The sequence below is a fragment of the Providencia sp. PROV114 genome, assembly GCF_032704305.1.
GTDB lineage: Bacteria > Pseudomonadota > Gammaproteobacteria > Enterobacterales > Enterobacteriaceae > Providencia > Providencia rettgeri.
The window spans coordinates 3,995,939-4,021,801 of sequence record NZ_CP120528.1; the positions used below are offsets into that span (position 1 = coordinate 3,995,939).

The window sequence follows — 25,863 nt, forward strand, 5'->3', positions numbered from 1 at the left end:
GTGGTCACTATATATAGGAATCATTATGCCTTTTAATAAATTTCACTCTGCAAGTATTGCACAACCTCTGCCCGGCAGAGCAACTGCTATGACCTACTCACCATATCATGCGCTTAACCATCATTCGATTGAGATTATTCCTAAGAATATGGAAATTGCGTATTTTGCCATGGGCTGTTTTTGGGGAGTTGAACGATTATTTTGGCAGCAAGCTGGGGTTTATTCAACTTCTGCGGGGTATTGTGGTGGTGTGACCCCTAACCCAACCTACGAAGAAGTTTGCTCAGGACGAACTGGCCACGCGGAAGCAGTACGGGTTGTTTTTGATCCACAAGTTATCAGTTACTCCCAATTATTGACGTTATTTTGGGAAAACCATGACCCAGCACAAGGCATGCGCCAAGGGAACGATATGGGCAGCCAATATCGCTCTGCCATTTATACTGTGTCAGACGAACAAGATAAGCAAGCGATGGACACACTGCAAGCTTACCAAAATGCAATGAAAGCGCAGCATGACACTCGTGTAATCACGACCGAAATAGCGCCATTAGACACTTTCTATTTTGCCGAAGATTACCACCAGCAGTACTTACACAAAAACCCGAATGGATATTGCGGATTAGGAGGAATTGGTATCTGTTTACCACCCTCGTTAAACAATTAAATCAATAACTTATTACAGTGAATTCATCTTCCCAACCATTCAAGCTGCTTTTCAATATGACTTAAAGCAGCTTGAATGATGATGAATATCTAGGCAGATAAATCACCTCAGTGCTATACTAATGCAACATATCAACAATTTGCGCATATCGCGCAACATATATTTGCATACTCAATATATTTAAATACACGAGACTATGCCTTCAGAGATTTTTGAATTTTATGGATTCTTCCTTTGATTGGCTGGATAACTTATGCTCAACAGTTTATTAATTGTTCTATTATTATGTGCAATCAGCGCATTCTTTTCTTTGTCAGAAATTTCTCTGGCGGCTTCCCGCCGCATTAAACTTAAACTTATGGCCGATGAAGGCAACATTAATGCGGCTCGCGTGCTTAAATTACAAGAAATGCCGGGAATGTTTTTTACCGTCGTTCAAATTGGTTTAAATGCCGTTGCTATCCTTGCCGGTATTGTGGGAGAGTCTGCTTTTTCTCCAGCTTTGTACGATATCTTTATTCAATTTTTATCGCCAAGCTGGGCTCAGCAAGTTTCATCAGTACTGTCGTTCACCATTGTGACGAGCTTGTTTATTTTAGTGGCAGATTTAACACCTAAACGTATCGGTATGGTAAAACCTGAAGCCATTGCGATTCGCATTGTGAATCCAATGCGCTTCTGTTTAGTGGTACTGGGCCCATTCGTCTGGTTTTTTAATGGCCTTGCGAACCTCTTTTTTAAGTTATTCAAATTACCGACGTCACGTAATGAAGATATCACTTCTGATGATATTTTTGCGGTCGTTGAAGCGGGTGCTGTAGCGGGTGTATTACGTAAGCAAGAACACGAATTAATTGAGAATGTGTTTGAGCTGGAATCACGTACTGTGCCATCAGCCATGACCCCACGTGAGAGCATTATTTATTTTGACAAAGATGAGTCAGAAGACAGTATCAAACATAAAATTTCAACCCAACCCCATTCTAAGTTCCTAGTGTGTGCAGGGGATATCGATCATGTTATCGGTTATGTTGATTCAAAAGAATTACTTAATCGCGTGCTCAATGGGCAGAGCTTAAGTTTAAAAGATGGTGCTCACATTAGAAATACGCTAATGATCCCTGACACTCTCTCATTATCAGATACCTTAGAAGCATTTAAAACAAACGCCGTCGATTTTGCTGTTATTCTTAACGAATATGCATTAGTCATGGGTATCATTACCATCAATGATGTAATGATCACTTTAATGGGAGACTTAATTGGTCCAGGACAAGAAGAGCAAATCGTGGTACGTGATGAGAATTCTTGGTTAGTTGAAGGTGGAACACCGATCGAAGATGTGATGCGCATTTTGGATATTGATGATTTCCCTGACTTTAGCAACTATGAAACCATCGCAGGGTTTATGATGTACCGGTTAAGAAGAATGCCAAAGCGGACAGATTATGTGAAATATGCGGGATACAAATTTGAAGTTGTCGATATTGATAATTACAAAATTGACCAATTACTCGTAACTCGTCTTACTACGGTGCCATCACCTGTCGTTGTACAGCCCGGAAAAAATACTATTGAAACGGCTGACGCAAAACAACAAACAAAAGATACTGAACATTAGTGCTTGATAGCGAAGCCGTTTCTTTCAATGCGCCACCCATGTGGCGCGTTGTTAACCAAAACCTTCTTGATTAACCTACCCCATTTCTGCCTGCAATAATGAAACCTGTTTGTTGACCTCACTCATCACATTGTAATGGCGCTTATCACTAATTTTAGGTGGTAGAATTTTCCCATAGTTAAACTCAAATGCCCCAAAATCCTTAATATAGAGCCGGCCACGGAATAGCGTTTTGACGTAAAGAGCAATCTTTGATGGGTTATAACGGTTAAAAATTTTCATTAGAACTTTGCCTCCCCTTTGTTCTTACGATATTCAATAACTCATACCGTACAATAATCATAGACCAGAAATTTTCACTTTGGTTCTAAAATTGCAGTTTTATTCAATTTACTGACATAACATGACACTGTAAACTAACTGTTAAAACCCTATAAACATTGTTTTTATTCTGAATTTTAAAAAAATGTTAAATTACCTCTTGCAACTCATCCGATGAGCTATGCTATAAATAGTAGTAATCAGACAAACCGTTAGGCTCACATGACAAAATAATCAATCAAGGGGCTGTTATGATAAGAAATTATTTACTTTTAATATGCTTGCTAGGGGCATCAGCGATAGCTTCTGCTGCAAATATTCAATTAAACCAATCTGTTCCTACCATTTCTGTCACCGACAAAGGTGAGCTTGTCATAAATAATGAAGGGAAATTGGATTATCAACCGTGGAAAAGCCAACAGCTCGTTGGAAAAGTTCGGACAATTCAACATATTGCTGGCCGTTCTTCCGCAAAAGAGCTCAATGCCCCTTTAGTTGAAGCCATCAAACAAGCCAAATTCCCGCATGATACCTATCAAACAACAACAATCATTAATACTGATGATGCAATGTTCGGTACGGGTGTATTTGTTAAAAATAGTGTTGAAGATAGCAAAAAAGAGTTCCCTTATTCACAATTTATTGTTGATAGCGAGGGTACGGTGAAGAATGCATGGGGTTTGAAACCAGAAAGTTCAGCAATTATCGTATTGGATAATCAAGGAAAGGTGTTGTTTTTCAAAGATGGTGAATTAAATTCCCAAGAAATTCAAAAAGTCATTAGTTTGTTAAGCTCATCACTAAACCAATAAGGTCAAACTTTTACTATTATGTAGTGTGCGTAATTTCGCACACTACACTTACAATTCAGTCTATCTCTCTTGCGTCAAAAATAGTGGGTTATGCTAAAATACCCTTACATTAAACATGCATAATTATGATTGTTTTTTTCATAAATAATCATGACTAATGAGCGCATTATCACGCTTTAGTTTCATTCCAATACACTTTGGCACAAAATCCGCCATTAGTGCCATGAGTAAAAATAACCTGCAAATGATGCAATTGCGCAATCCGCTTAACAATAGAGAGTCCTAAACCACTCCCTGTCTTTTCTTGTCCTGGTGGACGATAAAAACGCTCACCTAGACGCTGTAAAACTTCAGGTGTCACACCATTACCATCATCTTGAATTTCAAGGTGGTCAGCATACAAAATGATCTCCACTCGCCCAGCTATTTTTCCATAACGTATTGCATTATTGAGTAAATTTCTCAGCAACGCATTGAGTAGTAATGGCTGACCTTGAAAATCAGGGGGACGACTTATTAAGGTGTTTATTATCGTTGTTTGCTGCTCTTGAGCTTCGGGTTCAACATCCTTTATTGCTGTTTCAATTAATATGGGCCAAGATACCGCCGTAATATCATCAAGTTGCGAGGATGACTCTAACCGAGACAACATGAGTAGTTGGTCAACAAGCCTTGTTGCCCTATCAATACCTTCCGATAAATTAGCCACTGCATGATTACGGATATCTGTATTATTCCCCGCAATTTGTACCACTTCCGCCTGTACTCTTAATGCTGCGAGTGGGCTACGTAATTCATGAGCGGCATCCGATGTAAATTGTCGCTCGCGAGCGAACATGTCATTAATACGGTCAAATAGCACATTCATGGAGTCAATAATGGGTCTTACTTCACTGGGGATGCGCGTTACTTGTACTGGGGTTAATTCATCTGGCTTTCGGTGATATAGCTGCTTTGCTACATCCTTCAATGGACGTAAAGCACGTGTGAGCAGCCATAAAAATAGCAATAACATAATTGGCAAAGCCATCAACCAAGGCATAAATTGTGCAACCATAATATCGGTCGCCATTTCTTGCCGGTACTCCCACTCTTGCCCTACTGCAATAACATATTGACCATCTTGAGATTTTAACCACACCAAACGCCAAGGGTCGTCACTTCCTTGGAGCATCCCATCGGTAAACCCTTCTCGCTTAAATTGGTAGACAATATCTCTACCGTTATCACCGTCGTTTAATACCATTTCGCCATTCTGTGAAAAGATAGCAAATGCCAATGCATCGTCATCCTGATGGCCACGGTTCTTGCGCAATAATTTTTTGGTTTTAGTCAGGGAAGGCCGGCTCAATTCAAAGTCTGATGGTAAAACAGATAGCCGTTTAGCAAACGCCATTTGCTGGGTATCAAATAGCTCATTAATCGTTTTATAGCTTTGGTACCACGCTAACGAACTGGCGATCCCCCATGTCAGCAAAGCTAACAGGAGCAGCATTAAAGTGAGTTTCAGCCTAAGACTAAATGTCTTCATCATTTATCATCACCTAATCGATAGCCAACACCATGAATGGTTCGAATAAACTTATTACCTAATTTACGCCTTAAATGGTGGATATGTACCTCAACAGAATTGCTAGAGACCTCTTCATCCCAGTTATACAATTTTTCTTCAATTAAAGGACGAGAGAAAACTTTATTTGGGTTATGCATAAATAAAGATAGTAAGGCAAACTCTTTACCCTTTAGCTGTACAGGTTCGCCTTGCTGTGTCACTGTCATTGCAATCGGGTCCATTTCAACATCACCATGTGTAAGCTTAGACGACAATTGCCCACTTCGACGGCGGATCAACGCTTGTAAACGTGCCATAACCTCCATTAAAGCGAAAGGTTTACAAAGATAATCATCAGCCCCTTGTTGTAACCCTTGAACACGTTGATCCAGTGCATCTCGTGCCGTCAAAATCAAGACAGGTTCATCACGCCCCTCCTTGCGCCAATATTTTAAAATATCCATGCCATCAATATTTGGTAATGAAAGATCGAGTACAACAGCATCATAGGGTGCATCAAATAAAGCGATTTGCCCTTGTTTACCATCCATAAACCAATCAACCGTAAACCCTAGCTGTGTTAATCCCACTTTTAGACCATCACCAATTAGCCTGTCATCTTCAATTAATAGAATACGCATAATATCCTCCACCTCAGCATATTATTATATTTATCCCATCAGTCTTGAGATGACTAGCTATAATTAATAAAATTAAAAATATAATTCGTTAATTATGTTTCTTAAGATCCTGTTAAGATTTACTTGGTTTAATACCCTCCATACAAACAACAAGTTCATGTCCATTTGGAGATACTGATGATGAAAAAATTACCTGTAATCGCTTTAGTTGCTGCACTCGCAAGTGCCCCTGTTTTCGCTGCAAATGGTGGATTTGATGGCCCAGGTGCAGCCATAAATACAACGACTCAAACGACTCAAACGGGTGGTTTCATCGGCCCAAATAGTGGGGAAATGACGGTCGCAAAAGCACTTGATATGTCAGATGATAGCTGGGTTATTTTACGTGGTAATATCGTTAAACAACTCGACAATAAACATTATGAGTTCACTGATGGTACTGGCACCATTAATTTAGAAATCAGTGAAAAGCGTTGGAACGGTATCAACGTAACGCCAAAAGACAAAGTTGAAATTCGCGGTAAAATTGATAAAGACTGGAATTCAAGAGAAGTCGAAGTTAAACAAATCCAAATCATTAAATAATTCATAGCTTTACAATGGGATCTGCTTTAAAGTAGGTCCCATCTAAATCCTATTTCATACAGAAATTAACAGTGTTAAATTAACAAAATCATTTTTGCTTACTAAGGCTGCTTAATGACTGTAAAACTCCCCAACATACGTAATATTCGAGAGAAACTGCTTTCAGACAATTGGTATATTTTAAAAAAATATACTTATGAGTTACAACGACGAGACGGTAGTTGGCAACAACAAGAACGCGAAGTCTATGATAGAGGCAATGGTGCCGTTATTTTGTTATATAACAAAATAAAGAATAGCATTATATTAATTCGCCAATTTCGTATGCCAGTCTATATAAATGGCTATTCTGATTTTCTAATTGAAGCTGCCGCAGGTTTACTCGAAAACGCCTCACCAGAAACACGAATTATTGCTGAAGCCGAAGAAGAAACGGGTTTTAAAGTCGATAAAATTCAAAAAGTTTTTGAAGCCTTTATGAGCCCAGGCTCTGTCACCGAAAAACTCCACTTTTACATCGCTGAATACAGTGATAATAATCGTCAAAACGCGGGTGGTGGACTTAAGGAAGAAGGCGAAGATATTGAAGTTTTAGAGTGGCCTTTCTCTAAAGCCATTGATGCGATTAACACGGGAGAAATTGTTGATGGTAAAACCATCATGTTGATCCAATACCTCGCCCTAAACGCTATTCTCAAATAGCTAATCCAGCTCTGATAGCTCATAATGATAAAATAAAGTCATAGTGAGCTTTCCTATTTTTTATCAATCATTAAACGAACGATAAAAATAAAAACAATCGTAAAAAGATAATCAACTTTTATTATTTTATTCTTTTATTAAAAAATAAAACCATAATTCCAAGATAAAACATATTTCACTTTGACCTATCCGCTAAAAAACCTTAAATTTAAATAATATTTAATTTTATTTATCATCATTTTAAGAGTCTTATTTTTGTATCCAATTAATATCAAATAATTGTTATACACTACAATCGGTGATTAAGGAGCTAAATAAAATGATACGCTGCGTTCGTATGTGGACAGGAGAAGATGGAAATTCTCTATTTGAAGAAGGCACTCTTGAGCTCAATAATGTCACAGGAGGAGATAGCCAAACCTCCGCCATTGCAGCCAGTGAACTGACCTTCCGTGAAACAGTTTCCGGCGGTTCTTTTGATTGGCATCAAGACCCTGTTCCTCGTTATGTCATTACCCTTTCCGGCACTTTAGAATTCGAAACTAAAGATGGTTCTAAATTTATCATCAATCCTGGTGATATCTTACTTGCGCAAGATAATACAGGAACCGGCCATAAATGGCGGCTTATTGGTGATGAGCCATGGCGTCGTGCTTATGTTGTCTATCAAGAAGGTACCAATCTTAGCTTTACTCCAACAAAAAAATAGAGGCCATCATGAATAAACCGATTGCTGAAAATGTCGATATTGCTCTCATCGGCGCAGGGATCATGAGTGCAACGCTTGGTACATTTCTCAAAGAACTAGAGCCTTCGCTAACGATTGCTGTTTTTGAAAGGCTAAACGACTGTGCCCAAGAAAGCTCCCATCCGTGGAACAATGCGGGAACAGGTCATGCCGCTAACTGTGAGATGAACTATACTCCACCAAACCCAGATGGTACGGTGGATATCAGTAAAGCGCTTGAAGTCAATACGGAGTTCGATCTCTCTCGCCAGCTTTGGTCTTATCTAGTCACCAAAGGTAAAATTAAAGATCCACGTGACTTTATTCACCCATGCCCACATATGAGCTTTGTTTGGGGTGAGGACAATGTAAAATTCTTAAAACAACGCTACCTACAGATGTCAGCTCACCACTGTTACCACAATATGGAATACAGTGATGATCCAAAACAGATCAACGAATGGGCACCACTGATCATGGAAGGCCGTGATCCTAAAGAAGCGATTGCGGTTACCCGTGTTAATACTGGTGCTGATGTTGATTACGGTGCACTAACGCATTTATTAATTGCACAATTAAGCGAACAATCCGGTTTTTCAATTCACTATAAACATGAAGTCATCGATGTTAAAAAGACCCCCGATGGCAGATGGAATATTGAAGTTAAAAATCTACTCACGCATGAAAAAACGATCACTTCCGCGAAGTTTGTGTTCGTTGGTGCAGGCGGGCGGGCAATCGAATTACTGCAGAAATCTGGGATCCCTGAAGGAAAAGGGTATGGTGGATTCCCTGTTAGTGGTATCTGGTTGCGTTGTGATAACGAAGAAATTGCTTCTCGCCACCATGCAAAAGTTTATGGTAAAGCAGATAAAGGCTCACCACCAATGTCTGTTCCACACTTGGACACTCGCATTATTGGAGGTAAACGTTCTCTATTATTTGGGCCTTATGCCGGTTTTTCGAGTAAATTCCTTAAGCACGGCTCTTATTTAGACCTGTTTGAATCGGTTAAATTGAATAACATTGAACCAATGCTTGCGGTTGCGAAAGATAACTGGTCACTCGCAGAATACTTAGTAGGCCAAGTTCTGCAAACTTCTGCTCACCAATTTGCCATGTTGCAACAATTCTACCCAGAAGCACAGCATGAGGATTGGAAAGAGGTGGTTGCAGGGCAACGAGTACAAATTATTAAGCCTGACCATGATAAGAAAGGGGTTTTAGAATTTGGTACAGAACTGATTACCAGTGCGGATAAATCATTTACTGTATTGATGGGCGCATCTCCGGGGGCCTCCACTGCGGCATTTATTGCACTAAATGTATTAAAAACCTGTTTTGATGACCAACTCAAAGCCGATGGATGGGAAACACGTTTAAAAGATATCATTCCAACCTATGGGATTGATTTAAAAACGGATGCAAAAGCCTGTTTAGATATTCGTACAGCTACTGCCAAAGTGCTGAAACTAGATAATTAGTTATTAATTAGGTTGGGAAATCACTTCCCAACCTTTACCAATATTTAGAATAAAATGACCCGAAAACCTGGGTTCAAAAAGGATTCTCGCGGTGTGTAGTCTAACGTTTTTCCGTGCCAATCAACGACTTTCGCACCTGCACCAATGGCAACCGCATGACCCGCAGCAGTGTCCCAAATATTCGTAGGCCCAAAACGTGGATAAAGCTGTGCTTTTCCTTCCGCAACCAAACAAAATTTGAGTGAAGAACCAATTTCTACTGTCGTGTGTTCACCCATTTGTTTTAAATAATCCATTAATTCATTGTCTTGATGAGAACGGCTAATAACAATCACCGGAGGCTTAGCATCATTCACATGAATAAGTTGCTTGTGGCCACCTTCTTCCTTCCAGGCTTGATTTCCTTCCGCATAATATAGCAACCCTTTCGCGGGGGCATATACCACCCCCATCGTTGGTACGCCATTCTCAATCAGTGCAATGTTAACCGTAAAATCCCCATTACGATTAATAAATTCTTTCGTTCCATCCAATGGGTCAATCAACCAATAACGTTGCCAATTCTGCCTGGTTGACCACTGTGGAGGGTCTTCTTCAGACAGTTGAGGGATATCAGGGGCAATGCGAGCAAGGCCTGCTGTAATCACATTGTGGGCGGCAATATCAGCCTCGGTCACAGGCGAATTATCACTTTTATGTTCAACCTGTAAAGGTTCTTGCGCATTATAAGTTTCCATAATCGCATAACCCGCTTCTTGAGCTAATTCGCAAATTTGCTGTAGCATATTATTCACCTCTCTGATGACCCTTTATAGCAAGAGTAGCAATTGTGTGAAATTAACTCCATAAAAAAAGCCCCAAAGTCCAAAGACAATGAGGCTTTTTAGCTGTGAACTGAATTAACAGAAATTATAAAATTTCAAGTAATTCAACTTCAAATACTAATGTGCTGAATGGCGGGATTGATGCGCCTGCACCACGCTCACCATAAGCTAATTGATGAGGAATATACAATTCCCATTTAGAACCAACTGGCATCAGAGTCAATGCTTCAATCCAACCAGGAATAACACCACTTACAGGAAATTCTGCTGGCTGACCACGTTGTACTGAGCTATCAAACACAGAGCCATCAATTAAACGCCCTGTGTAATGAACACGTACACGGTCTGAGCGGGATGGGATAGCACCATCACCTTGGTTAATCACTGAAAATTGTAAGCCTGACTCAGTCGTTGAAACACCATCACGTTTTTGGTTTTCATCTAGGAATTTTTGGCCTTCTTCCGCTAATGCTGCCTGACGAGAGACACGGACAGCGTCGGCACGCTCATGCACTTCACGCAATGCTTTGTGCAGAGTTTCAACAGGTACCGATGGCATATTGCCTTCTAAAGCATCAACGAGACCTGCTAGGATTGCATTTGGCACTAAACCTTCTAGCCCTGACTCTAATAATTGCTGCCCAACTTGTAGACCTATGCCATAACTCGCTTGAGCTTCTACCGAATCGAAATTTTGGTTTGCCATGAAAATACCCATATGATTTTGAGAAAAACCAAGAATAGCAGCCTCACCCTTATGGGTAAACCCAAACAATGAATCTAAAGAATAAAACTGATTGATTCCCGACAAATTTATTCAGTGTTCTCTGAAAAATTCAGCTAAACGCTAAAAATGTCTAAAAAGGGTGCTAGTATGCGTATTAATACGGTCTAATTTACTCATTGCCTCATCAAGGAGGAGTGATGTTTAAACTTTCAAAATTTCATCGCTATGGTATTGCACTGCTCGCCCTAATTGTCGTGGTCGCTTTTTTTTGGCCTACAAGTGATAAATCCCCCAGCGATATTGTTCAAAACCAACCGATTGTCATTCCCCCACCCACTACCCCTGAGGTCATGCCTGAATCTACTATTACACCACCAGTACCAGAGCCAGTGCCGACACCTGAAGGTAATTCCCCACTTTTACCTACTGAGCCTGAGATTATTCCAGAACCTATTGAGCCCACACCCAATGAGCCTCCAATAGTGACTTCACCAGAAAAAGCGCCTGAGCCCAAAACCACTCGCCCTTCAACTAGCGAATGGCAAAACTACCGAGTTCAAAAAGGGAAGACTCTCGCACAACTGTTTCGTGATAATAACTTACAAGCCAATGACGCTTTTATTATGGCTCGCGTAGAAGGTGCAGAAAAACCACTGAGTAATTTACGTCAAGGGCAAAAAATTCGATTAAAAGCCAATTCAAAAGGTGAAGTTCAATTATTAGAAACTACCGGTTCTGATGGAAAAACCTATAGCTTTGCGCGATTAAGCGATGGGAGTTATTACAGAACGCCTTAGTATTAGTGCAAAAACGCTTATGAAATAAAAAAAACAGATATCTAAAAAGCAAAAAACACCGGACTTAGCCGGTGTTTTTTATTTGCACCATGGATAACCCAATGATGCATATCATCATTATTGATTACTCAGCAACGATGATAACGTTCAGCTCTGCGAAAACATCGCTGTGTAACTGGAAGTGAACTTCGTGGTCACCAGTAGTACGCAGAACGCCGTTTGGCAGACGAACTTCACTTTTCGCGATTTGAACGCCAGCCGCAGTAACTGCGTCAGCGATATCACGAGTACCGATTGAACCGAACAGTTTACCTTCGTCACCAGCTTTAGAAGCTAAAGTTACAGAACCCAGTGCAGTAACAGCTGCTGCACGAGCCTGTGCTGCTGCCAGAACGTCAGCTAATTTAGCTTCCAGTTCAGCGCGGCGAGCTTCGAAAAATTCAACGTTTTTCTTAGTTGCAGGAACAGCTTTGCCCTGTGGTACTAAGAAGTTACGAGCATAGCCCGATTTAACGTTAACTTGGTCACCCAGGCTACCTAGGTTAGCTACTTTATCAAGCAGAATAACTTGCATTACCTTATCCTCTATTAGTCGTTAATGGACTGTACCAATTACTGATGACGATCAGTGTATGGTAACAGAGACAGGTAGCGAGCGCGCTTGATAGCACGAGCGAGCTGGCGTTGATATTTTGCACGAGTACCGGTGATACGGCTTGGTACAATTTTACCACTTTCAGTGATATAGTTTTTCAGCGTTGCGATATCTTTATAGTCGATCTCTTGAACGCCTTCCGCTGTGAAACGGCAGAACTTGCGACGACGGAAATAACGTGCCATATGGCTAGTCTCCAGAATCTATCAAATCAATCTGCTCGGCATGGAGGACAATCTTGCTGATCCCATTGCGACCCTGATGGGTACTAATGAAACCGCTTACTGTAATCCAACTGCCGACCGTTATACTGTGAGTATGAGCTTGTAAGGTTTGTCCGCTGGCGATAATGGGCATTCTGCACCATGCTTGCCTTGACAACCCCGCTTCCTGTTGCTCCGAACGATGTTCTAAAACAAACTGGCAGTGAGGAATGCCTGACGGACTCACTTTTCGAATCAATGCTTTACAGACTGTGCCTGTGAGCACCAAACGATTAGTGGTCACTTGCGCAATTACTCTTCAGAATCCCCAGTTTCTTCTACTTCTTCATCCTGATATTCATCAGACATGTCACGGCCACGACGTTCGTCTTTAGCTTTGACCATTGGAGAAGCTTCTGTTACTGCGTGTTTTAAGCGCATAACCATGCTGCGGATAACGGCATCGTTGAAGCGGAAGTTAGTTTCCAGCTCATCAATCGCTTCCTGCGGCGCTTCTACGTTCAGAAGAACATAGTGTGCTTTGTGCAGTTTGTTGATTGGGTAAGCCAGTTGACGGCGGCCCCAGTCTTCCAGACGGTGAATCTGACCTTGTGCGTTAGTGATAACAGCACTGTAACGCTCGATCATGCCCGGAACCTGTTCGCTTTGGTCAGGATGGACCATAAAAACGATTTCGTAATGACGCATTAGTAGTTGCTCCTTACGGATTATTAGCCTCCTGTCTGGGTTAACCGCGGCCCGCGGAGGCAAGGAACTTGTTGAGTGCGGCTAAAAAATTGACGCGTAACTATACCCATCCCTGATATAAAACTCAAGAGATGGATGCAATTTTACGCTAAATATTATTTTTCTACAGAAACGGATAAGCGCTGACGCACGGCTTCAAACAAGCAAACCCCTGTTGCTACAGAGACGTTCAATGATGACACAGAACCTGCCATTGGAATGCTAATTAACTCGTCACAATGCTCACGAGTTAAACGACGCATACCTTCACCTTCAGCTCCCATCACCAGAGCTATCGGGCCCGTTAACTTGCTTTGATATAAATTGTGGTCAGCTTCACCTGCCGTTCCCACAATCCATACATTGTATTCTTGTAGCAAGCGCAATGTCCTTGCTAGATTCGTCACACGAATAAGAGGAACATTTTCTGCCGCACCACAGGCCACTTTTTTCGCAGTTGCATTAAGCTGAGCGGATTTATCTTTAGGAACAATCACAGCATGAACACCTGCCGCATCAGCGCTACGTAAACATGCACCTAAGTTATGTGGGTCTGTCACGCCATCCAATACCAATAAAAATGGCGATGGTGTGCTCTCCAATAAATCAGGCAGGTCACCTTCTTGATATTGTTTACCTGGTAGTACTTTCGCAATGATGCCTTGGTGAACCGCACCTTCAGTTTGGCTATCCATCCATTGACGATTCGCCACTTGAACGACGACACCTAATGCTTCAATTTCATGCACCAACGGCATTAATCGGCGATCTTCACGACCTTTTAGAATATAGACTTCTTTAATGCGTTGCGGTGAACGCTCCAGTAAGGCTTTCACTGCGTGAATGCCATAAATCATTTCGCTCATAAATTTCTTATTTATATAAATAGTAAAGTGGCGCTAATACGCCACTTTGGTTAATAACGATGGTTCATAACTACAGCAATACCATTATCCCTCTTGTTTTTGGGATTTTTTTGCAACACGCTTAGCTTTTAATTTTGCTGTAATTTTTCTGGTTTTATCAGACGGTTTTTTGCCTTTTCCTTTCCCTTTCGCCTCGGGCTTAGCTTCAGCTTTTTTCCCTTTTTTCTCTGAGCGACGAAATGCAGAATCAGGCTCGAAGTTTTTATCTTTACTCGCATCCGCTTTTCGACGAGCTGGACGCGTCGCGTTTTTCACTTCTTGCTTCATTTTGTCCCGCGCTGTTTTACCCGGGTTTTTCGCTTTACGAGTAGTTGAAATTAAAGCGAAATCAATAGTGCGCTCATCCATATGCACAGCTTCGACACGAATTTCCACTTCATCACCAAGACGATAAGTGGTACCTGATGATTCACCAATTAAACGCTGACCGACCGCATCATAACGGTAGTAGTCATTATCCAACGTTGAAATATGCACTAAACCATCAATAAATAAATCATTAAGACGCACAAAGAAACCAAAACCAGTGACGCTTGTGATTAAACCTGTAAAGGTTTGGCCAACTTGGTCTTGCATGAAATCACATTTCAGCCAGTCAGCGACATCACGTGTAGCTTCATCCGCACGGCGTTCAGTCATTGAACAGTGCTCACCAAGCTGTAACATGCTATCCATATCTGAATGCCAGCCACCTGTTTCCGTCCAGCGCTTATCTGAATGACCATGTTCTTTCGCCAGTAAATATTTTATCCCACGATGTAACGTCAGGTCAGGATAACGACGAATTGGTGATGTAAAGTGAGCATACGATTTCAAACCTAAGCCAAAGTGCCCGCGGTTTTCAGGATCATAAATCGCTTGTTTCATCGAACGTAAAATCATGGTTTGCAGTAATTCATGGTCAGGGCGCTCAGCCACTTCATTCATTACCTGCGCATAATCTTTCGGCTCTGGCTTCATTCCACCCGGTAGGGTCAACCCTAATTCACTGAATACTGAGCGTAAATTCATCACGCTTTCTTCTTTAGGACGGTCATGCACACGGTATAAAGCAGGCTCTTCGTTTTTCTCAACAAACCGAGCCGCCGCAATATTAGCCAAAATCATGCACTCTTCAATCAATTTATGTGCATCATTTCGCTCAACCGGTTCGATACTTTCAATACGGCGTTCTGCGTTAAAAATAAATTTCGCTTCTTCGGATTCGAAGGAAATTGCACCACGCTCAATACGTGCAGCATCCAGTGCTTTATATAATTGGTGCAGATGCTCAATATGCGGCACTAAGGCTTTATAATGCTCACGCAGCTCTTCGTCTCCTTCCAAGATTTTCCACACTTTCGTGTAAGTTAACCTTGCATGAGAGCTCATAACCGCTTCATAGAACTTGTATGACGAAAGCTTACCGGATGCCGATACTGTCATTTCACACACCATACACAGGCGGTCAACACCAGGATTCAGTGAGCACAGGCCGTTCGATAAGACTTCCGGGAGCATAGGAACAACTTGAGATGGAAAATATACCGAGTTACCTCGACTACGAGCTTCTGTATCTAGAGCTGTTTGCGGACGGACATAATAACTGACATCCGCAATCGCCACCCATAAGCGCCAACCACCGCCTTTTTTCGGTGCACAATAAACCGCATCATCAAAGTCGCGGGCATCTTCGCCATCAATGGTCACTAAAGGGAGATCACGTAAATCAACGCGCCCTTTTTTCGCAGACTCAGGGACATGCTCACTCAGGTCCGCAACTTGTTTTTCAACTTGTGGTGGCCATGAATGTGGAATTTCATGGGTACGTAAAGCGATCTCTACCGCCATACCTGTTCCCATTGTTTCGCCTAATACTTCAATGATATTCCCCACCGCTTGCGAGCGACGTTGTGGGCGGGTGACTAATTCAACCACCACCACATTCCCCATACGAGCGCCAAGGACGCGATCTTTCGGAATCAAAATATCAAAGCTTAAACGGCTATCATCCGGTACGACAAACCCCATACCCGATTCAATAAAATACCGGCCAACAATTTGGTTATTACGCGGTTCTAACACACGAACAACACGAACCTCTGTCCGCCCCTTACGGTCTTGCCCATAAGGTTGCGCTAGAATAACGTCACCATGTAGGGCGCGTTTCATTTCGTCTTGAGATAAATAGTAATCTTCTTTTTTACCCTCAACACGCAGGAAGCCGTAGCCATCACGATGGCCAATCACTTTCCCTTTTAATAAGTCTAAACGCTCCGGCAATGCATAACACTGACGGCGAGTGAAGACTAATTGCCCATCCCGTTCCATGGCTCTTAACCGACGACGCAGTGCCTCTAATTCATCTTCTGTCGATAAATTCAATAATTGTGCAATTTCTTCGCGATTAGCGGGTGCAGTACGCTTCGAGATAAGGTCAAGAATGTATTCTCGACTTGGAATTGGGGACTCGTATTTTTCTGCTTCTCTTTCCTGAAAAGGATCTTGTGACATCGTTACCTCCGTTGTCATCAGAATTCATAACTACCGCAAATGCTAGTCAAGCAGTAGTTGATAGAGCGGGCTGTTATCTTTCACCATGTCCGCCAGCGTGTATTGATCAAGTTCTTGTAAAAACTGCTGTATTGCTTGATGTAGCACACCTTTTAAACGACACGCAGGTGTAATGTGGCAAAATTCGCCACTACAATTAACAAGAGTCAGGGGCTCTAATGCTCTGACAACGTCCCCTATACGAATTGATTCCGCTGGTTGTCCTAGTGTAATCCCGCCATTTTTGCCACGAGTGGCTTTAATATAACCTAGGTGACTGAGCTGATTAATAATTTTTACCATATGGTTACGCGATACACCGTAAACCTCGGTGACCTCTGTAATACTGGTCATTTTCCCTTCACCTAGGGATGCCAGGTAAATAAGAGCTCGTAACCCATAATCTGTAAAACTAGTCAGTTGCACAATCACCTCAAAATTTTAGCTATAACGCTGTTGGCCGCAAATCATTGGCCTAAAAAATGCGACTCATTTTAAAATTCACGCTTGCTATTTCTAACCCAACACTTTCAGTTTTCTGAACAAAATATAGCATGCTAATAAATTATATGTCGTTAAATAAAGTTTAACGTATAACACAAGTCAAATATGCACTTAATTGCACATAATTTGCACACAAAAGTGACTTGATTCAATCATTATGGGGAATTTTGACTGTTTTATCAAAGAAGCTGCATAGTGGAAGGAGGTAAAGCAGTAAAAAACTGCGCCTGTATTAGGCGCAGTCAGTGTTATTACTCAACGTCAAATGGATCACGCAGGATCATGGTTTCTGAACGATCTGGACCGGTTGAAATAATATCAACTGGAATACCCGTTAATTCTTCAACGCGTTTGATGTAATTCAGAGCTGCTTGTGGCAGTAATTCTCTTTGTTTCACACCAAAAGTTGTTTCTTTCCAACCTGGCATTGATTCATAAACTGGCTCTAAGCCATCCCACTCATCAGCAGCTAAAGGCGTTGTTTCAAGCACTTTGCCATCTGGACGACGGTAGCCTACGCAGATTTTGACTTCTTCTAAACCGTCTAAAACATCCAGTTTAGTCATACAGAAGCCTGACAGTGAGTTAATTTGTACCGCACGATTAATCGCAACGATATCTAACCAACCAGTACGGCGTTTACGACCCGTAGTTGCACCAAATTCTTGGCCTTTTTCACGCAGGAACTCACCCACTTCGTCAAACAGCTCAGTTGGGAATGGACCTGCACCAACACGCGTTGAGTAAGCCTTGATGATACCTAATACGTAGTTGACATAGCGAGGGCCTAAACCAGAACCTGTCGCTACACCACCAGCGGTCGTATTTGAAGAGGTTACATAAGGATAAGTACCGTGGTCGATATCTAATAATGTCCCTTGTGCACCTTCAAACATCACTAATTCATTCTTCTGATTTGCTTTATATAGCAGATCAGAAACATCAATTACCATGCCAGTCAGGATATCCGCTACAGCCATAATATCATCTAACGTTTTTTGGTAATCTACAGCAGGTTCTTTATAATAATGAACAAGTTGGAAGTTATGGTATTCAACGATTTCTTTTAATTTTTCTGCAAACGTGGCTTTATCAAACAAATCACCAACGCGTAGACCACGACGTGCAACTTTATCTTCATAAGCAGGACCAATACCACGACCTGTTGTTCCAATCGCTTTGGAACCACGTGCTTTTTCACGCGCATTATCTAATGCGATATGATAAGGCAGGATCAGTGGGCATGCTTCAGAAAGACGTAAACGTTCCCGAACAGGAACACCGCGGTCTTCCAATTCTTTCATCTCTTTCATTAATGCGTCTGGCGCTAAAACAACACCATTAGCAATAATACTGATGACATTTTCACGAAGAATACCGGATGGAATTAAGTGGAGAACGGTTTTTTCACCGTTTACAACAAGAGTATGGCCAGCATTATGGCCGCCCTGATAGCGAACTACGTATTTAGCACGCTCTGTCAGCAAGTCAACGATCTTGCCCTTCCCTTCGTCACCCCATTGGGTGCCCAGTACGACAACGTTCTTACCCATTTTGAAATACACTCGGTTGCTTAAAAATGAATTCTACCATCAAAAATGAACTGTTCCAGTGATATTTTGGCAATACAAAAATTTTTTTCTGGAAAGCAAGTAAAATGGTATTTTTTATTTCTGCCGTAAACTCAAAATGAATGCCATCAGTTGAGCAGTTCAAATTTTCCCTGAAAAATCTTATACTTAAAACGACAGGCGAAAAAAAGCCCACCGAAGCGGGCTTTTCTTTAATAGATTAACAGTTATTTTGCTAGGTTGCACGCAACTTAGCTTGTTATTAATCTGTCGCGCGAAGCTTAGTTGGTGCCTTCATAAAGCGGAAGAAGTCAGTGTCTGGACTCATGACCATCACGTCATCACCACTCTTAAAGCTTTGTTCATAAGCACGTAAGCTACGAATAAACGCATAGAACTCTGGGTCTTGGTTGAATGCATCAGCAAACAATTTTGTTGCCATCGCATCACCTTCACCACGGTAAGTCAGTGCGGTACGCTCCGCTTCAGCCAACGTTTCTGTTACTGTTTTATCTGCAACAGCGCGGATCTTAGTCGCTTCTTCTTGACCTTGTGAACGGTGTTGACGTGCAACTGCTTCACGTTCTGCACGCATACGCGCATAAATAGCTTCAGAAACTTCGTTTGGTAGCTCGATACGTTTAATACGTACGTCGACAACTTCAATACCTAACGCCGCCATACTGTTTGCATTCACAACCAGTGGCTTCAGGTTTGTTTCTTCTTCAACACGTTTTGCTGCATCCGCAATCGCTGCATCCGCTTCTTTGGTTGCATCGTCAGTTGCTGTACCTTTGTTCAAAGCATCACGGACATCAATGGTCAAACGGCCACGTGAGTCAGTAATGATATCTTTTACGCTTAAGCGACCAAACTCAGAACGTAAACGGTCACTAAATTTACGTTTTAACAGGGTTTCCGCTTGGAATGGATTACCACCGCCAGTCGCTACATAGTAACGACTGAAATCAGTAACGCGCCATTTCAGGTAGGAATCCACCATTAAGTCTTTGTTTTCACTTGTCAGATAGCGGTCAGCCTGAATTTCCAGTGTCTGAATACGTGCATCCAACATTTTTACCGTTTCAATAAATGGTACTTTGAAATGCAGACCCGGCTCATAAATGATCGGTTTGTTTTCAGAATCACGCAGAACCTTACCAAAACGCAAGACAATGCCGCGATCAGTTTGAGGAACAATAAAGATAGATGCGTATGCGACTGCCAAAATGGCCAGAACGATAACAATTAGCGATTTACGCATGATTATTGTCTCCCTACTCTAACTGCATCACCACGAACAGCACTGTTTGGCTGAGCTGATGTTGCGCCATTAGATGACGCGTTATTATTTGGCGTCGCCATTCTGGCTGATGGACTGACTTTCGGTGCTGATGTAGCGTTCGTATTAGCACCACGCATGATTTGATCAAGCGGCAGCACTAACATGCTGTTGCTCTTATCATTTGCTATCACTTTACGTGTATTACCTAATACACGTTCCATCGTTTCGATATATAGACGTTCACGGGTAATCTCAGGTGCAGCACGATATTCAGGCAACATTTTTGCAAAACTTGCCACCTCACCCTCTGCTTTGAAGACCACACTGGCTTTATAAGCTTCAGCTTCTTCAATTAAGCGTTGTGCGTTACCTTTTGCCAGAGGAAGAACTTCGTTTCGATAAGCATGTGCTTCACGAATGGTTTTTTGTTCTTCTTCCCTTGCTGCAATTACATCATCAAATGCGGCTTTAACGTCTTCAGGCGGACGCGCTGCTTGGAAGTTGACGTCAAGCAGTGTGATACCCATTTTGTATGGCGCAATTGTTGCTTCGAGCTCTTTTTGTGTTACATCACGGATAAAAGCACGATTCGTAGTCAGTACTTGCTCCATCGCAGACTGACCGATTACACCACGCACAGCACTATCTAGCGCCTGACGCAGACTATTGTCTGGGTTTGTGACACTAAATAAATATTGCGCAGGGTCGGTAACACGATATTGAACGTTCATTTCAACGCGGATCACGTTTTCATCTGACGTTAACATCATGCCATTTGTCGCTTGTTCACGTACGGTTTCTACGTTGACAGGAATAACTCTATCAATGAAGGTTGGTTTCCAGTTCAAACCAGGCCCAACAACACCACTATATTCACCAAAACGTAATACTACGCCACGGTCACTTTCTTTGATGGTGTAGAAGCCTGAACCTGCCCATACAACAACGATAGCAGCAAGAGCTAACATACCTAAACGGCCGCTGATTTGTGATGGTTGTTTATTATCGCCATCACCACCGCTGCCTTTATTTCCACCAAGCTTGCTGCCTAGTTTACGAAAGAGATCGTCGAGATCATAAGCCCCACGTTTTCGACCACCTTTGTTCCCGCCAGAGTTGCCGCCTTTATTGCCGCTTCCCCACGGATCGCGGTCTTGTCCGTCATTACCGGGCTGATTCCACGCCATGTTTTAGCTCCATTCTTTATGATTGATTTTCAGGGCTAAGAGCGATAGGGCTCTTAATATCAATTCCATTGCCTAACTACATCATTAATCACCAAAACAATTAAATAACGTAGTCAGGTAATTGCTGCTCTTGTTTGCACAGACGCCGCCAATCCACCATTGGCATACGCACCTCAAGGCCAATTGAGCCGTCTTCTTCCTGCCATTCACGTTCGATTGACTGAAGTTGATAGAAACGGCTACGTAAACGGCCTTCATTCGGTGGTAAACGCAATTCAACATGTGCGATTTCACCTGAAAGACGTTCCGTCAATGCCTGTAGCAGCAATGAGATACCATCGCCCGTTTGCGCTGAAACCCAGACACGAACCGGCTTGTTATCCTCATCTCTGTCAATACGCGGGACAAAATCCTCCAGCATATCAACTTTGTTCATCACTAAAAGTGTTGGTATTTCATCCGCTTCGATTTCTTCTAACACACTTTCAACTGCATGAATATTTTCATCCAAGCGATTATCAGCTGCATCGATAACGTGCAGCAGTAACGTTGCTTCACGTGTTTCTTGCAGGGTTGCTTTAAAAGCTGCAACCAAATCATGGGGTAAATGACGGATAAAACCCACAGTATCTGCAAGAACGACAACACCAACATCTTCTACATCAATACGACGAAGTGTTGGGTCAAGTGTTGCAAATAACTGGTCAGCAGCGTAAACATCAGCGGCCGTCATGCGGTTAAACAAACTAGACTTACCAGCGTTGGTATAACCGACAAGCGAAATAGTCGGGATATCAGCCTTACTTCTCGCTTGACGCCCTTGTTCACGCTGTTTTTCCACCCGACTAAGACGAGATAAGATTTGTTTAATTTTATCTCTTAATAGCCGGCGGTCAGTCTCAAGTTGAGTTTCACCGGGACCTCGTAAGCCAATCCCGCCTTTTTGTCGCTCTAAGTGCGTCCATCCCCTCACTAAGCGAGTCGATAAATGCCTTAACTGAGCCAATTCAACTTGAAGCTTACCTTCGTGTGTACGTGCGCGTTGAGCAAAAATATCTAAAATTACCCCTGTACGGTCAACCACCTTACATTGGCAAATCCTTTCGAGATTACGTTCTTGAGCAGGGCTTAGAGTATGATTAAACAACACCACATCTGCACCACTTTCCTCAACAGCTTGGGCAATTTCTTCTGCTTTACCTTCCCCAACAAAAAACTTTGGATGAGGGGCTTTACGACTGCCCGTGACTATTTGTACTGGTTTTACGCCAGCAGATGTCACAAGTGACTCAAATTCTGCCAGATTATCAACATCTTTTTCTTGAGAAAAAAAGACATGGACTAATACAGCTAGTTCACCGCCTTCATACCTATCAAACAAGGTGTAACCTCTTAGGCTAAACAATAATTGCAAAGGAAAAACACAGGTACAGTCTCCCTACCCATGCTTTCCTTGTCTTTTAGCGTACAAACTTACTCAGTTACTTCGCCATCTTGCGCTGCAGGGTTACCTGAATGGTAATTACCATTGCCAGTGCTACCCGCAGTACCGCTATGATGAGAAACAGGGCGAGCAGGGACAACAGTCGAGATAGCGTGCTTATAAACCATCTGGCTAACTGTGTTTTTTAATAAAATGACAAATTGGTCAAAAGACTCAATTTGCCCCTGCAATTTGATGCCATTAACGAGATAAATAGAGACCGGAACCCTTTCACGACGTAATGCGTTCAGGAACGGATCTTGCAAAGATTGCCCCTTAGCCATTCTATGTTTTCCTTATTTTGTTGTTTTTAAAAGAGAATCTTTTAGATTCCAAAAAGTAACTACTCAAAAATTGCGCTTAACGTTCTAATTGTACACAAACATCAGTCCTATGCACGCATAACCTGCATAACGGTGCTAAGCGCTTGCTGAGGTTGTTCACTATCTAACCAATGAACATTCTCCCAGCCTCTTAACCAGGTAATTTGACGTTTTGCCAATTGGCGAGTTGCACAAATTCCCCGATAAATCATTTCATCATGGCTAATTTCACCATCTAAATATGACCACATTTGCCGATATCCCACACAACGGATTGAAGGGAGGTCAACATGTAAATCATTTCGTTGATGCAATTTGCGAACTTCTTCTTCAAAACCCGCATCTATCATCAGATGAAAACGTTGTTCTATGCGCTCATGTAAAATTTTACGATCTTGTGGCGCAATAGCAAACTGAAACACATTATAAGGTAATTCTTCCCCAGCTGTTTGTGTCATTTCAGTCAAAGTTTGTCCCGAAATGAGATATACCTCTAAAGCACGGGATAATCTTTGTGGATCGTTAGGGTGGATCCTTGCCGCGGCAACTGGGTCAGCTTCAGTAAGACGACGATGAATTTCTCCCCATCCTTGTTCTTTCGCAATGTGTTCAATTTCAGCACGAACTGTTGGGTCAGCTGAAGGAAGTGGTGAAAGTCCTTCTAATAAGGCTTTAAAATACAACATAGTGCCGCCAACTAATAACGGAATTTTACCTTGTGAGGTAATTTCAGCCATGGCATTTAATGCGTCACGGCGAAAATCGGCAGCGCTGTATGGTAGAGACGGATCGAGGATATCAATCAGACGATGGGGAGCTTGGCTGAGTTCTTCCGCTGTTGGTTTTGCTGTGCCAATATCCATTCCTCGGTAAATTAATGCCGAATCGACACTAATAATTTCCACAGGCAAATGCTTGCGAAGTTCGATCGCCAAAGCGGTTTTACCTGAGGCCGTTGGACCCATTAGGAATATTGCGTCAGGTTTTTTCTGAGTTGCTAAATCACTCATTTGTTAGTGTAGCTACCACGGATTGTAAATTAATTAATTGTAATAATGTTGGTGGGGGATTTTTTACCCACTGAGGGCATACCCGCTCAACATCAGCCAGCAACTGAACAGCCTGTGCTAAACTCCAACTTTCTTCTGTTTTAACCTGTGAAACTGCTTTTGCGAGCCATTGTGCAATCTCTTCGTCAGTGACACTTTCTTTTCTCGATAAAAAATCGAGTAGTTCAGAAAAAAGCTGTGATAAATTTTGTGTTCTTAATGGTAACGATACCGTATGAATTGTTACTTTTCCATGTAATATCGTGGCTTCGATACCAAATATTGTCAATTGTTCCTTGTACCGCTGTAAAACCTCTATTTCATCATTTTTAAGTGACACTTTTAGAGGTATTAACAATGGCTGAGGCTTTAAGGCTCCGCCACCCGGTGACAATTGTGACAATTTCAATAAATAATTAGCTTCCGTTAAGGATAACAGGATTAGCCCCAACGAAGACTCAATTAATGCAAAGTTTTTTGCGTAAATTGTCAATACCTTGCCAAAAAGGTAGTTATCCGCATTTTTTGCTACAGGTTGTGACGATATTGGTGGCGAGTTTATCGGTTTACGCTCAGGAAAAAGCGGTTTTTTATCTTCAGAGGCAACGGGAATTGACATTAAGCTCTGATACAGCTCACCCGCTTTTTTGTCATACGTTGAACCAAACGTTTTTGCTGGCGCATTTTCTGAAAAACCTGACGTTGTCTTCGGTGAAGAAAAAGCGTGATTTGCGGCACTATCCTTTAAGTGGCTGGGCTGGTCATAAGGTATTTTAGACTCTCGAACGGTATTTTCAATGAGCGTATGATTTTCTGTCTTATGTTGCTGCTTGGGAGTCACGTTTGGTGAAGAAAAATAGTTTTCCCCCGCAGAAGGTCGATTTTCTAACCCTATATTTGCTGGTTCAATACCCGGAAGCTCATCAATAGATGCAGCTTCTAATAATACCGTTCGTACCGCTTGATAAATAAAATCATGTACCAAGCGAGCTTGGTGAAAACGAACCTCATGTTTTGCTGGGTGTACGTTAACATCAACTTGTTTTGGATCAATCGTCAAATACAAGACATAAGCAGGCTGTTGGTTTTCGTCTAAATGCCCTTCATAGGCTTGGCGAATAGCATGGTTAATCAGGCGGTCACGCATCATACGGCCATTAACATAGCAATATTGCGTTTCGCTACCTGATGTCATTGATGGAGAAACAACCCACCCTTTGATAGCAAGGTCGCTATGTTCCCAAGATAACGCCAAAGCGCCTTGCAGAAAACCCGTACCGCAAATCGTCCCGAGACGCCGCTCTTGCTGCGCTTCATCATGAGCGGCTCGATATTGCTTTACTAATTTCCCGTTGTGAGTCAGGTTAATAGCCACATCAGGACGAGAAAGTGCAATTCGGCGAACAAGTTCATCAATATGGCCGAACTCGGTTTTTTCTGTGCGCATAAATTTACGGCGAGCTGGCGTATTATAGAATAAATCTAATACTTCAACCGTTGTGCCATTGGGATGCGCTGCAGGTTTAACCATCACCTCCATATCCCGGCCTTCGGCATATGATTGCCATGCTTCTGTTTGGTCTGCGGGCTTGGATGTCAATGTTAAACGTGAAACGGAACTGATACTCGCTAGCGCTTCACCGCGAAACCCCATACTCATAATAGCTTCAAGGTCATCCAAAGTGGCAATTTTACTGGTCGCATGGCGAGCTAATGCGAGAATCAGTTCATCTTTACCGATACCACAGCCATTATCACGAATACGGATCAGTTTTTCTCCACCACGCTCAATGTCGATATCAATACGCGTTGCCCCGGCATCAAGACTGTTCTCAACGAGCTCTTTAACCACTGACGCAGGCCTTTCGACCACTTCTCCTGCCGCAATTTGGTTGGCTAGCTGTGGGGAGAGAATATGTATTGCCATGTCTTCCCCCC

General features: G+C 42.2%; 27 protein-coding genes. 8 read left to right on the forward strand and 19 right to left on the reverse strand.

What is annotated here, in order from left to right:
• Positions 1-25: 25 nt before the first annotated feature.
• On the forward strand, positions 26-667 hold the full coding sequence (gene msrA, locus P3L37_RS17935) for a peptide-methionine (S)-S-oxide reductase MsrA (protein ID WP_109912129.1): 642 nt from the start codon (positions 26-28) through the stop codon (positions 665-667).
• 253 nt (positions 668-920) lie between these two features.
• Positions 921-2,288 (forward strand): hemolysin family protein, encoded by a 1,368-nt coding sequence (locus P3L37_RS17940; RefSeq protein WP_109912130.1) that lies wholly within the window; start codon positions 921-923, stop codon positions 2,286-2,288.
• A gap of 75 nt (positions 2,289-2,363) precedes the next feature.
• Here P3L37_RS17940 and P3L37_RS17945 read toward each other — a convergent pair whose 3' ends face one another.
• On the reverse strand, positions 2,364-2,570 hold the full coding sequence (locus P3L37_RS17945) for a DUF1107 domain-containing protein (protein ID WP_109912131.1): 207 nt from the start codon (positions 2,568-2,570) through the stop codon (positions 2,364-2,366).
• A gap of 290 nt (positions 2,571-2,860) precedes the next feature.
• Between P3L37_RS17945 and P3L37_RS17950 the strand changes: the two genes are divergently transcribed.
• Positions 2,861-3,421 carry a YtfJ family protein gene (locus P3L37_RS17950; protein ID WP_109912132.1) on the forward strand — a complete coding sequence of 187 codons (561 nt, stop codon included), beginning with the start codon at positions 2,861-2,863 and terminating at the stop codon, positions 3,419-3,421.
• 169 nt (positions 3,422-3,590) lie between these two features.
• Here P3L37_RS17950 and qseC read toward each other — a convergent pair whose 3' ends face one another.
• Entirely contained in the window at positions 3,591-4,952 is a 1,362-nt protein-coding gene (gene qseC / locus P3L37_RS17955) for a quorum sensing histidine kinase QseC (protein WP_109912172.1), read from the reverse strand.
• The gene (gene qseB / locus P3L37_RS17960; protein ID WP_004907431.1) at positions 4,952-5,614 is read right to left on the reverse strand and encodes a quorum sensing response regulator transcription factor QseB; all 663 of its coding nucleotides are present in this window, start codon (positions 5,612-5,614) and stop codon (positions 4,952-4,954) included. Before qseB ends, qseC begins: the two co-directional genes overlap by 1 nt.
• A 180-nt stretch (positions 5,615-5,794) precedes the next feature.
• On the opposite strand from qseB, the gene P3L37_RS17965 reads away from it, so the two are divergent.
• The 4 genes from P3L37_RS17965 to mqo all read left to right on the forward strand — a co-directional run bounded on the left by P3L37_RS17965 (position 5,795) and on the right by mqo (position 9,112).
• Entirely contained in the window at positions 5,795-6,199 is a 405-nt protein-coding gene (locus P3L37_RS17965) for a YgiW/YdeI family stress tolerance OB fold protein (RefSeq protein ID WP_042851727.1), read from the forward strand.
• A gap of 114 nt (positions 6,200-6,313) precedes the next feature.
• On the forward strand, positions 6,314-6,901 hold the full coding sequence (gene nudK / locus P3L37_RS17970) for a GDP-mannose pyrophosphatase NudK (protein WP_110731584.1): 588 nt from the start codon (positions 6,314-6,316) through the stop codon (positions 6,899-6,901).
• A gap of 319 nt (positions 6,902-7,220) precedes the next feature.
• A complete protein-coding gene (locus P3L37_RS17975; RefSeq protein ID WP_004907427.1) occupies positions 7,221-7,610 on the forward strand; it encodes a cupin domain-containing protein in 390 nt (129 codons plus the stop codon).
• A gap of 8 nt (positions 7,611-7,618) precedes the next feature.
• Positions 7,619-9,112: a malate dehydrogenase (quinone) gene (gene mqo, locus P3L37_RS17980; protein WP_109912134.1), complete on the forward strand. Its 1,494-nt coding sequence runs from the start codon at positions 7,619-7,621 to the stop codon at positions 9,110-9,112.
• Positions 9,113-9,156: 44 nt separating this feature from the next.
• On the opposite strand, the gene cysQ is transcribed toward mqo, so the two are convergent.
• A complete protein-coding gene (cysQ, locus tag P3L37_RS17985) occupies positions 9,157-9,897 on the reverse strand; it encodes a 3'(2'),5'-bisphosphate nucleotidase CysQ (protein ID WP_004907423.1) in 741 nt (246 codons plus the stop codon).
• A 124-nt stretch (positions 9,898-10,021) separates the two neighbouring features.
• Positions 10,022-10,642, reverse strand: a complete 621-nt coding sequence (locus P3L37_RS17990; RefSeq protein WP_004907421.1) for a peptidylprolyl isomerase — start codon at positions 10,640-10,642, stop codon at positions 10,022-10,024.
• Positions 10,643-10,860: 218 nt separating this feature from the next.
• Between P3L37_RS17990 and P3L37_RS17995 the strand changes: the two genes are divergently transcribed.
• A complete protein-coding gene (locus P3L37_RS17995; RefSeq protein ID WP_109912135.1) occupies positions 10,861-11,460 on the forward strand; it encodes a LysM-like peptidoglycan-binding domain-containing protein in 600 nt (199 codons plus the stop codon).
• A 124-nt stretch (positions 11,461-11,584) separates the two neighbouring features.
• Here the strand turns inward: P3L37_RS17995 and rplI are convergent, their stop codons facing one another.
• From rplI to mutL, 14 genes are all read right to left on the reverse strand, one after another.
• Positions 11,585-12,034 (reverse strand): 50S ribosomal protein L9, encoded by a 450-nt coding sequence (rplI, locus tag P3L37_RS18000; RefSeq protein ID WP_004907418.1) that lies wholly within the window; start codon positions 12,032-12,034, stop codon positions 11,585-11,587.
• Between the two features lie 38 nt (positions 12,035-12,072).
• On the reverse strand, positions 12,073-12,300 hold the full coding sequence (gene rpsR / locus P3L37_RS18005; RefSeq protein WP_000135199.1) for a 30S ribosomal protein S18: 228 nt from the start codon (positions 12,298-12,300) through the stop codon (positions 12,073-12,075).
• Between the two features lie 4 nt (positions 12,301-12,304).
• A complete protein-coding gene (gene priB / locus P3L37_RS18010) occupies positions 12,305-12,622 on the reverse strand; it encodes a primosomal replication protein N (RefSeq protein ID WP_004907414.1) in 318 nt (105 codons plus the stop codon).
• Positions 12,623-12,630: 8 nt separating this feature from the next.
• Positions 12,631-13,026, reverse strand: a complete 396-nt coding sequence (gene rpsF / locus P3L37_RS18015) for a 30S ribosomal protein S6 (RefSeq protein ID WP_004905988.1) — start codon at positions 13,024-13,026, stop codon at positions 12,631-12,633.
• Positions 13,027-13,181: 155 nt separating this feature from the next.
• On the reverse strand, positions 13,182-13,931 hold the full coding sequence (rlmB, locus tag P3L37_RS18020) for a 23S rRNA (guanosine(2251)-2'-O)-methyltransferase RlmB (protein ID WP_109912136.1): 750 nt from the start codon (positions 13,929-13,931) through the stop codon (positions 13,182-13,184).
• 84 nt (positions 13,932-14,015) lie between these two features.
• The gene (gene rnr / locus P3L37_RS18025) at positions 14,016-16,484 is read right to left on the reverse strand and encodes a ribonuclease R (RefSeq protein WP_004907409.1); all 2,469 of its coding nucleotides are present in this window, start codon (positions 16,482-16,484) and stop codon (positions 14,016-14,018) included.
• Positions 16,485-16,526: 42 nt separating this feature from the next.
• A complete protein-coding gene (gene nsrR / locus P3L37_RS18030; RefSeq protein ID WP_004907407.1) occupies positions 16,527-16,949 on the reverse strand; it encodes a nitric oxide-sensing transcriptional repressor NsrR in 423 nt (140 codons plus the stop codon).
• A gap of 329 nt (positions 16,950-17,278) precedes the next feature.
• Positions 17,279-18,580, reverse strand: a complete 1,302-nt coding sequence (locus P3L37_RS18035; protein WP_004907406.1) for an adenylosuccinate synthase — start codon at positions 18,578-18,580, stop codon at positions 17,279-17,281.
• Positions 18,581-18,860: 280 nt separating this feature from the next.
• Positions 18,861-19,862: a protease modulator HflC gene (gene hflC / locus P3L37_RS18040; protein ID WP_109912137.1), complete on the reverse strand. Its 1,002-nt coding sequence runs from the start codon at positions 19,860-19,862 to the stop codon at positions 18,861-18,863.
• A 2-nt stretch (positions 19,863-19,864) separates the two neighbouring features.
• Positions 19,865-21,070 carry an FtsH protease activity modulator HflK gene (gene hflK, locus P3L37_RS18045; protein ID WP_109912138.1) on the reverse strand — a complete coding sequence of 402 codons (1,206 nt, stop codon included), beginning with the start codon at positions 21,068-21,070 and terminating at the stop codon, positions 19,865-19,867.
• A 100-nt stretch (positions 21,071-21,170) separates the two neighbouring features.
• Positions 21,171-22,451 carry a ribosome rescue GTPase HflX gene (gene hflX / locus P3L37_RS18050; protein ID WP_004907402.1) on the reverse strand — a complete coding sequence of 427 codons (1,281 nt, stop codon included), beginning with the start codon at positions 22,449-22,451 and terminating at the stop codon, positions 21,171-21,173.
• Positions 22,452-22,543: 92 nt separating this feature from the next.
• Entirely contained in the window at positions 22,544-22,837 is a 294-nt protein-coding gene (gene hfq, locus P3L37_RS18055; protein WP_004906005.1) for an RNA chaperone Hfq, read from the reverse strand.
• 107 nt (positions 22,838-22,944) lie between these two features.
• Positions 22,945-23,886: a tRNA (adenosine(37)-N6)-dimethylallyltransferase MiaA gene (gene miaA / locus P3L37_RS18060; RefSeq protein ID WP_109912139.1), complete on the reverse strand. Its 942-nt coding sequence runs from the start codon at positions 23,884-23,886 to the stop codon at positions 22,945-22,947.
• Complete coding sequence (gene mutL / locus P3L37_RS18065; RefSeq protein ID WP_109912140.1) at positions 23,879-25,852, reverse strand: DNA mismatch repair endonuclease MutL; 1,974 nt, start codon at positions 25,850-25,852, stop codon at positions 23,879-23,881. Before mutL ends, miaA begins: the two co-directional genes overlap by 8 nt.
• Between the last annotated feature and the right edge of the window lie 11 nt (positions 25,853-25,863).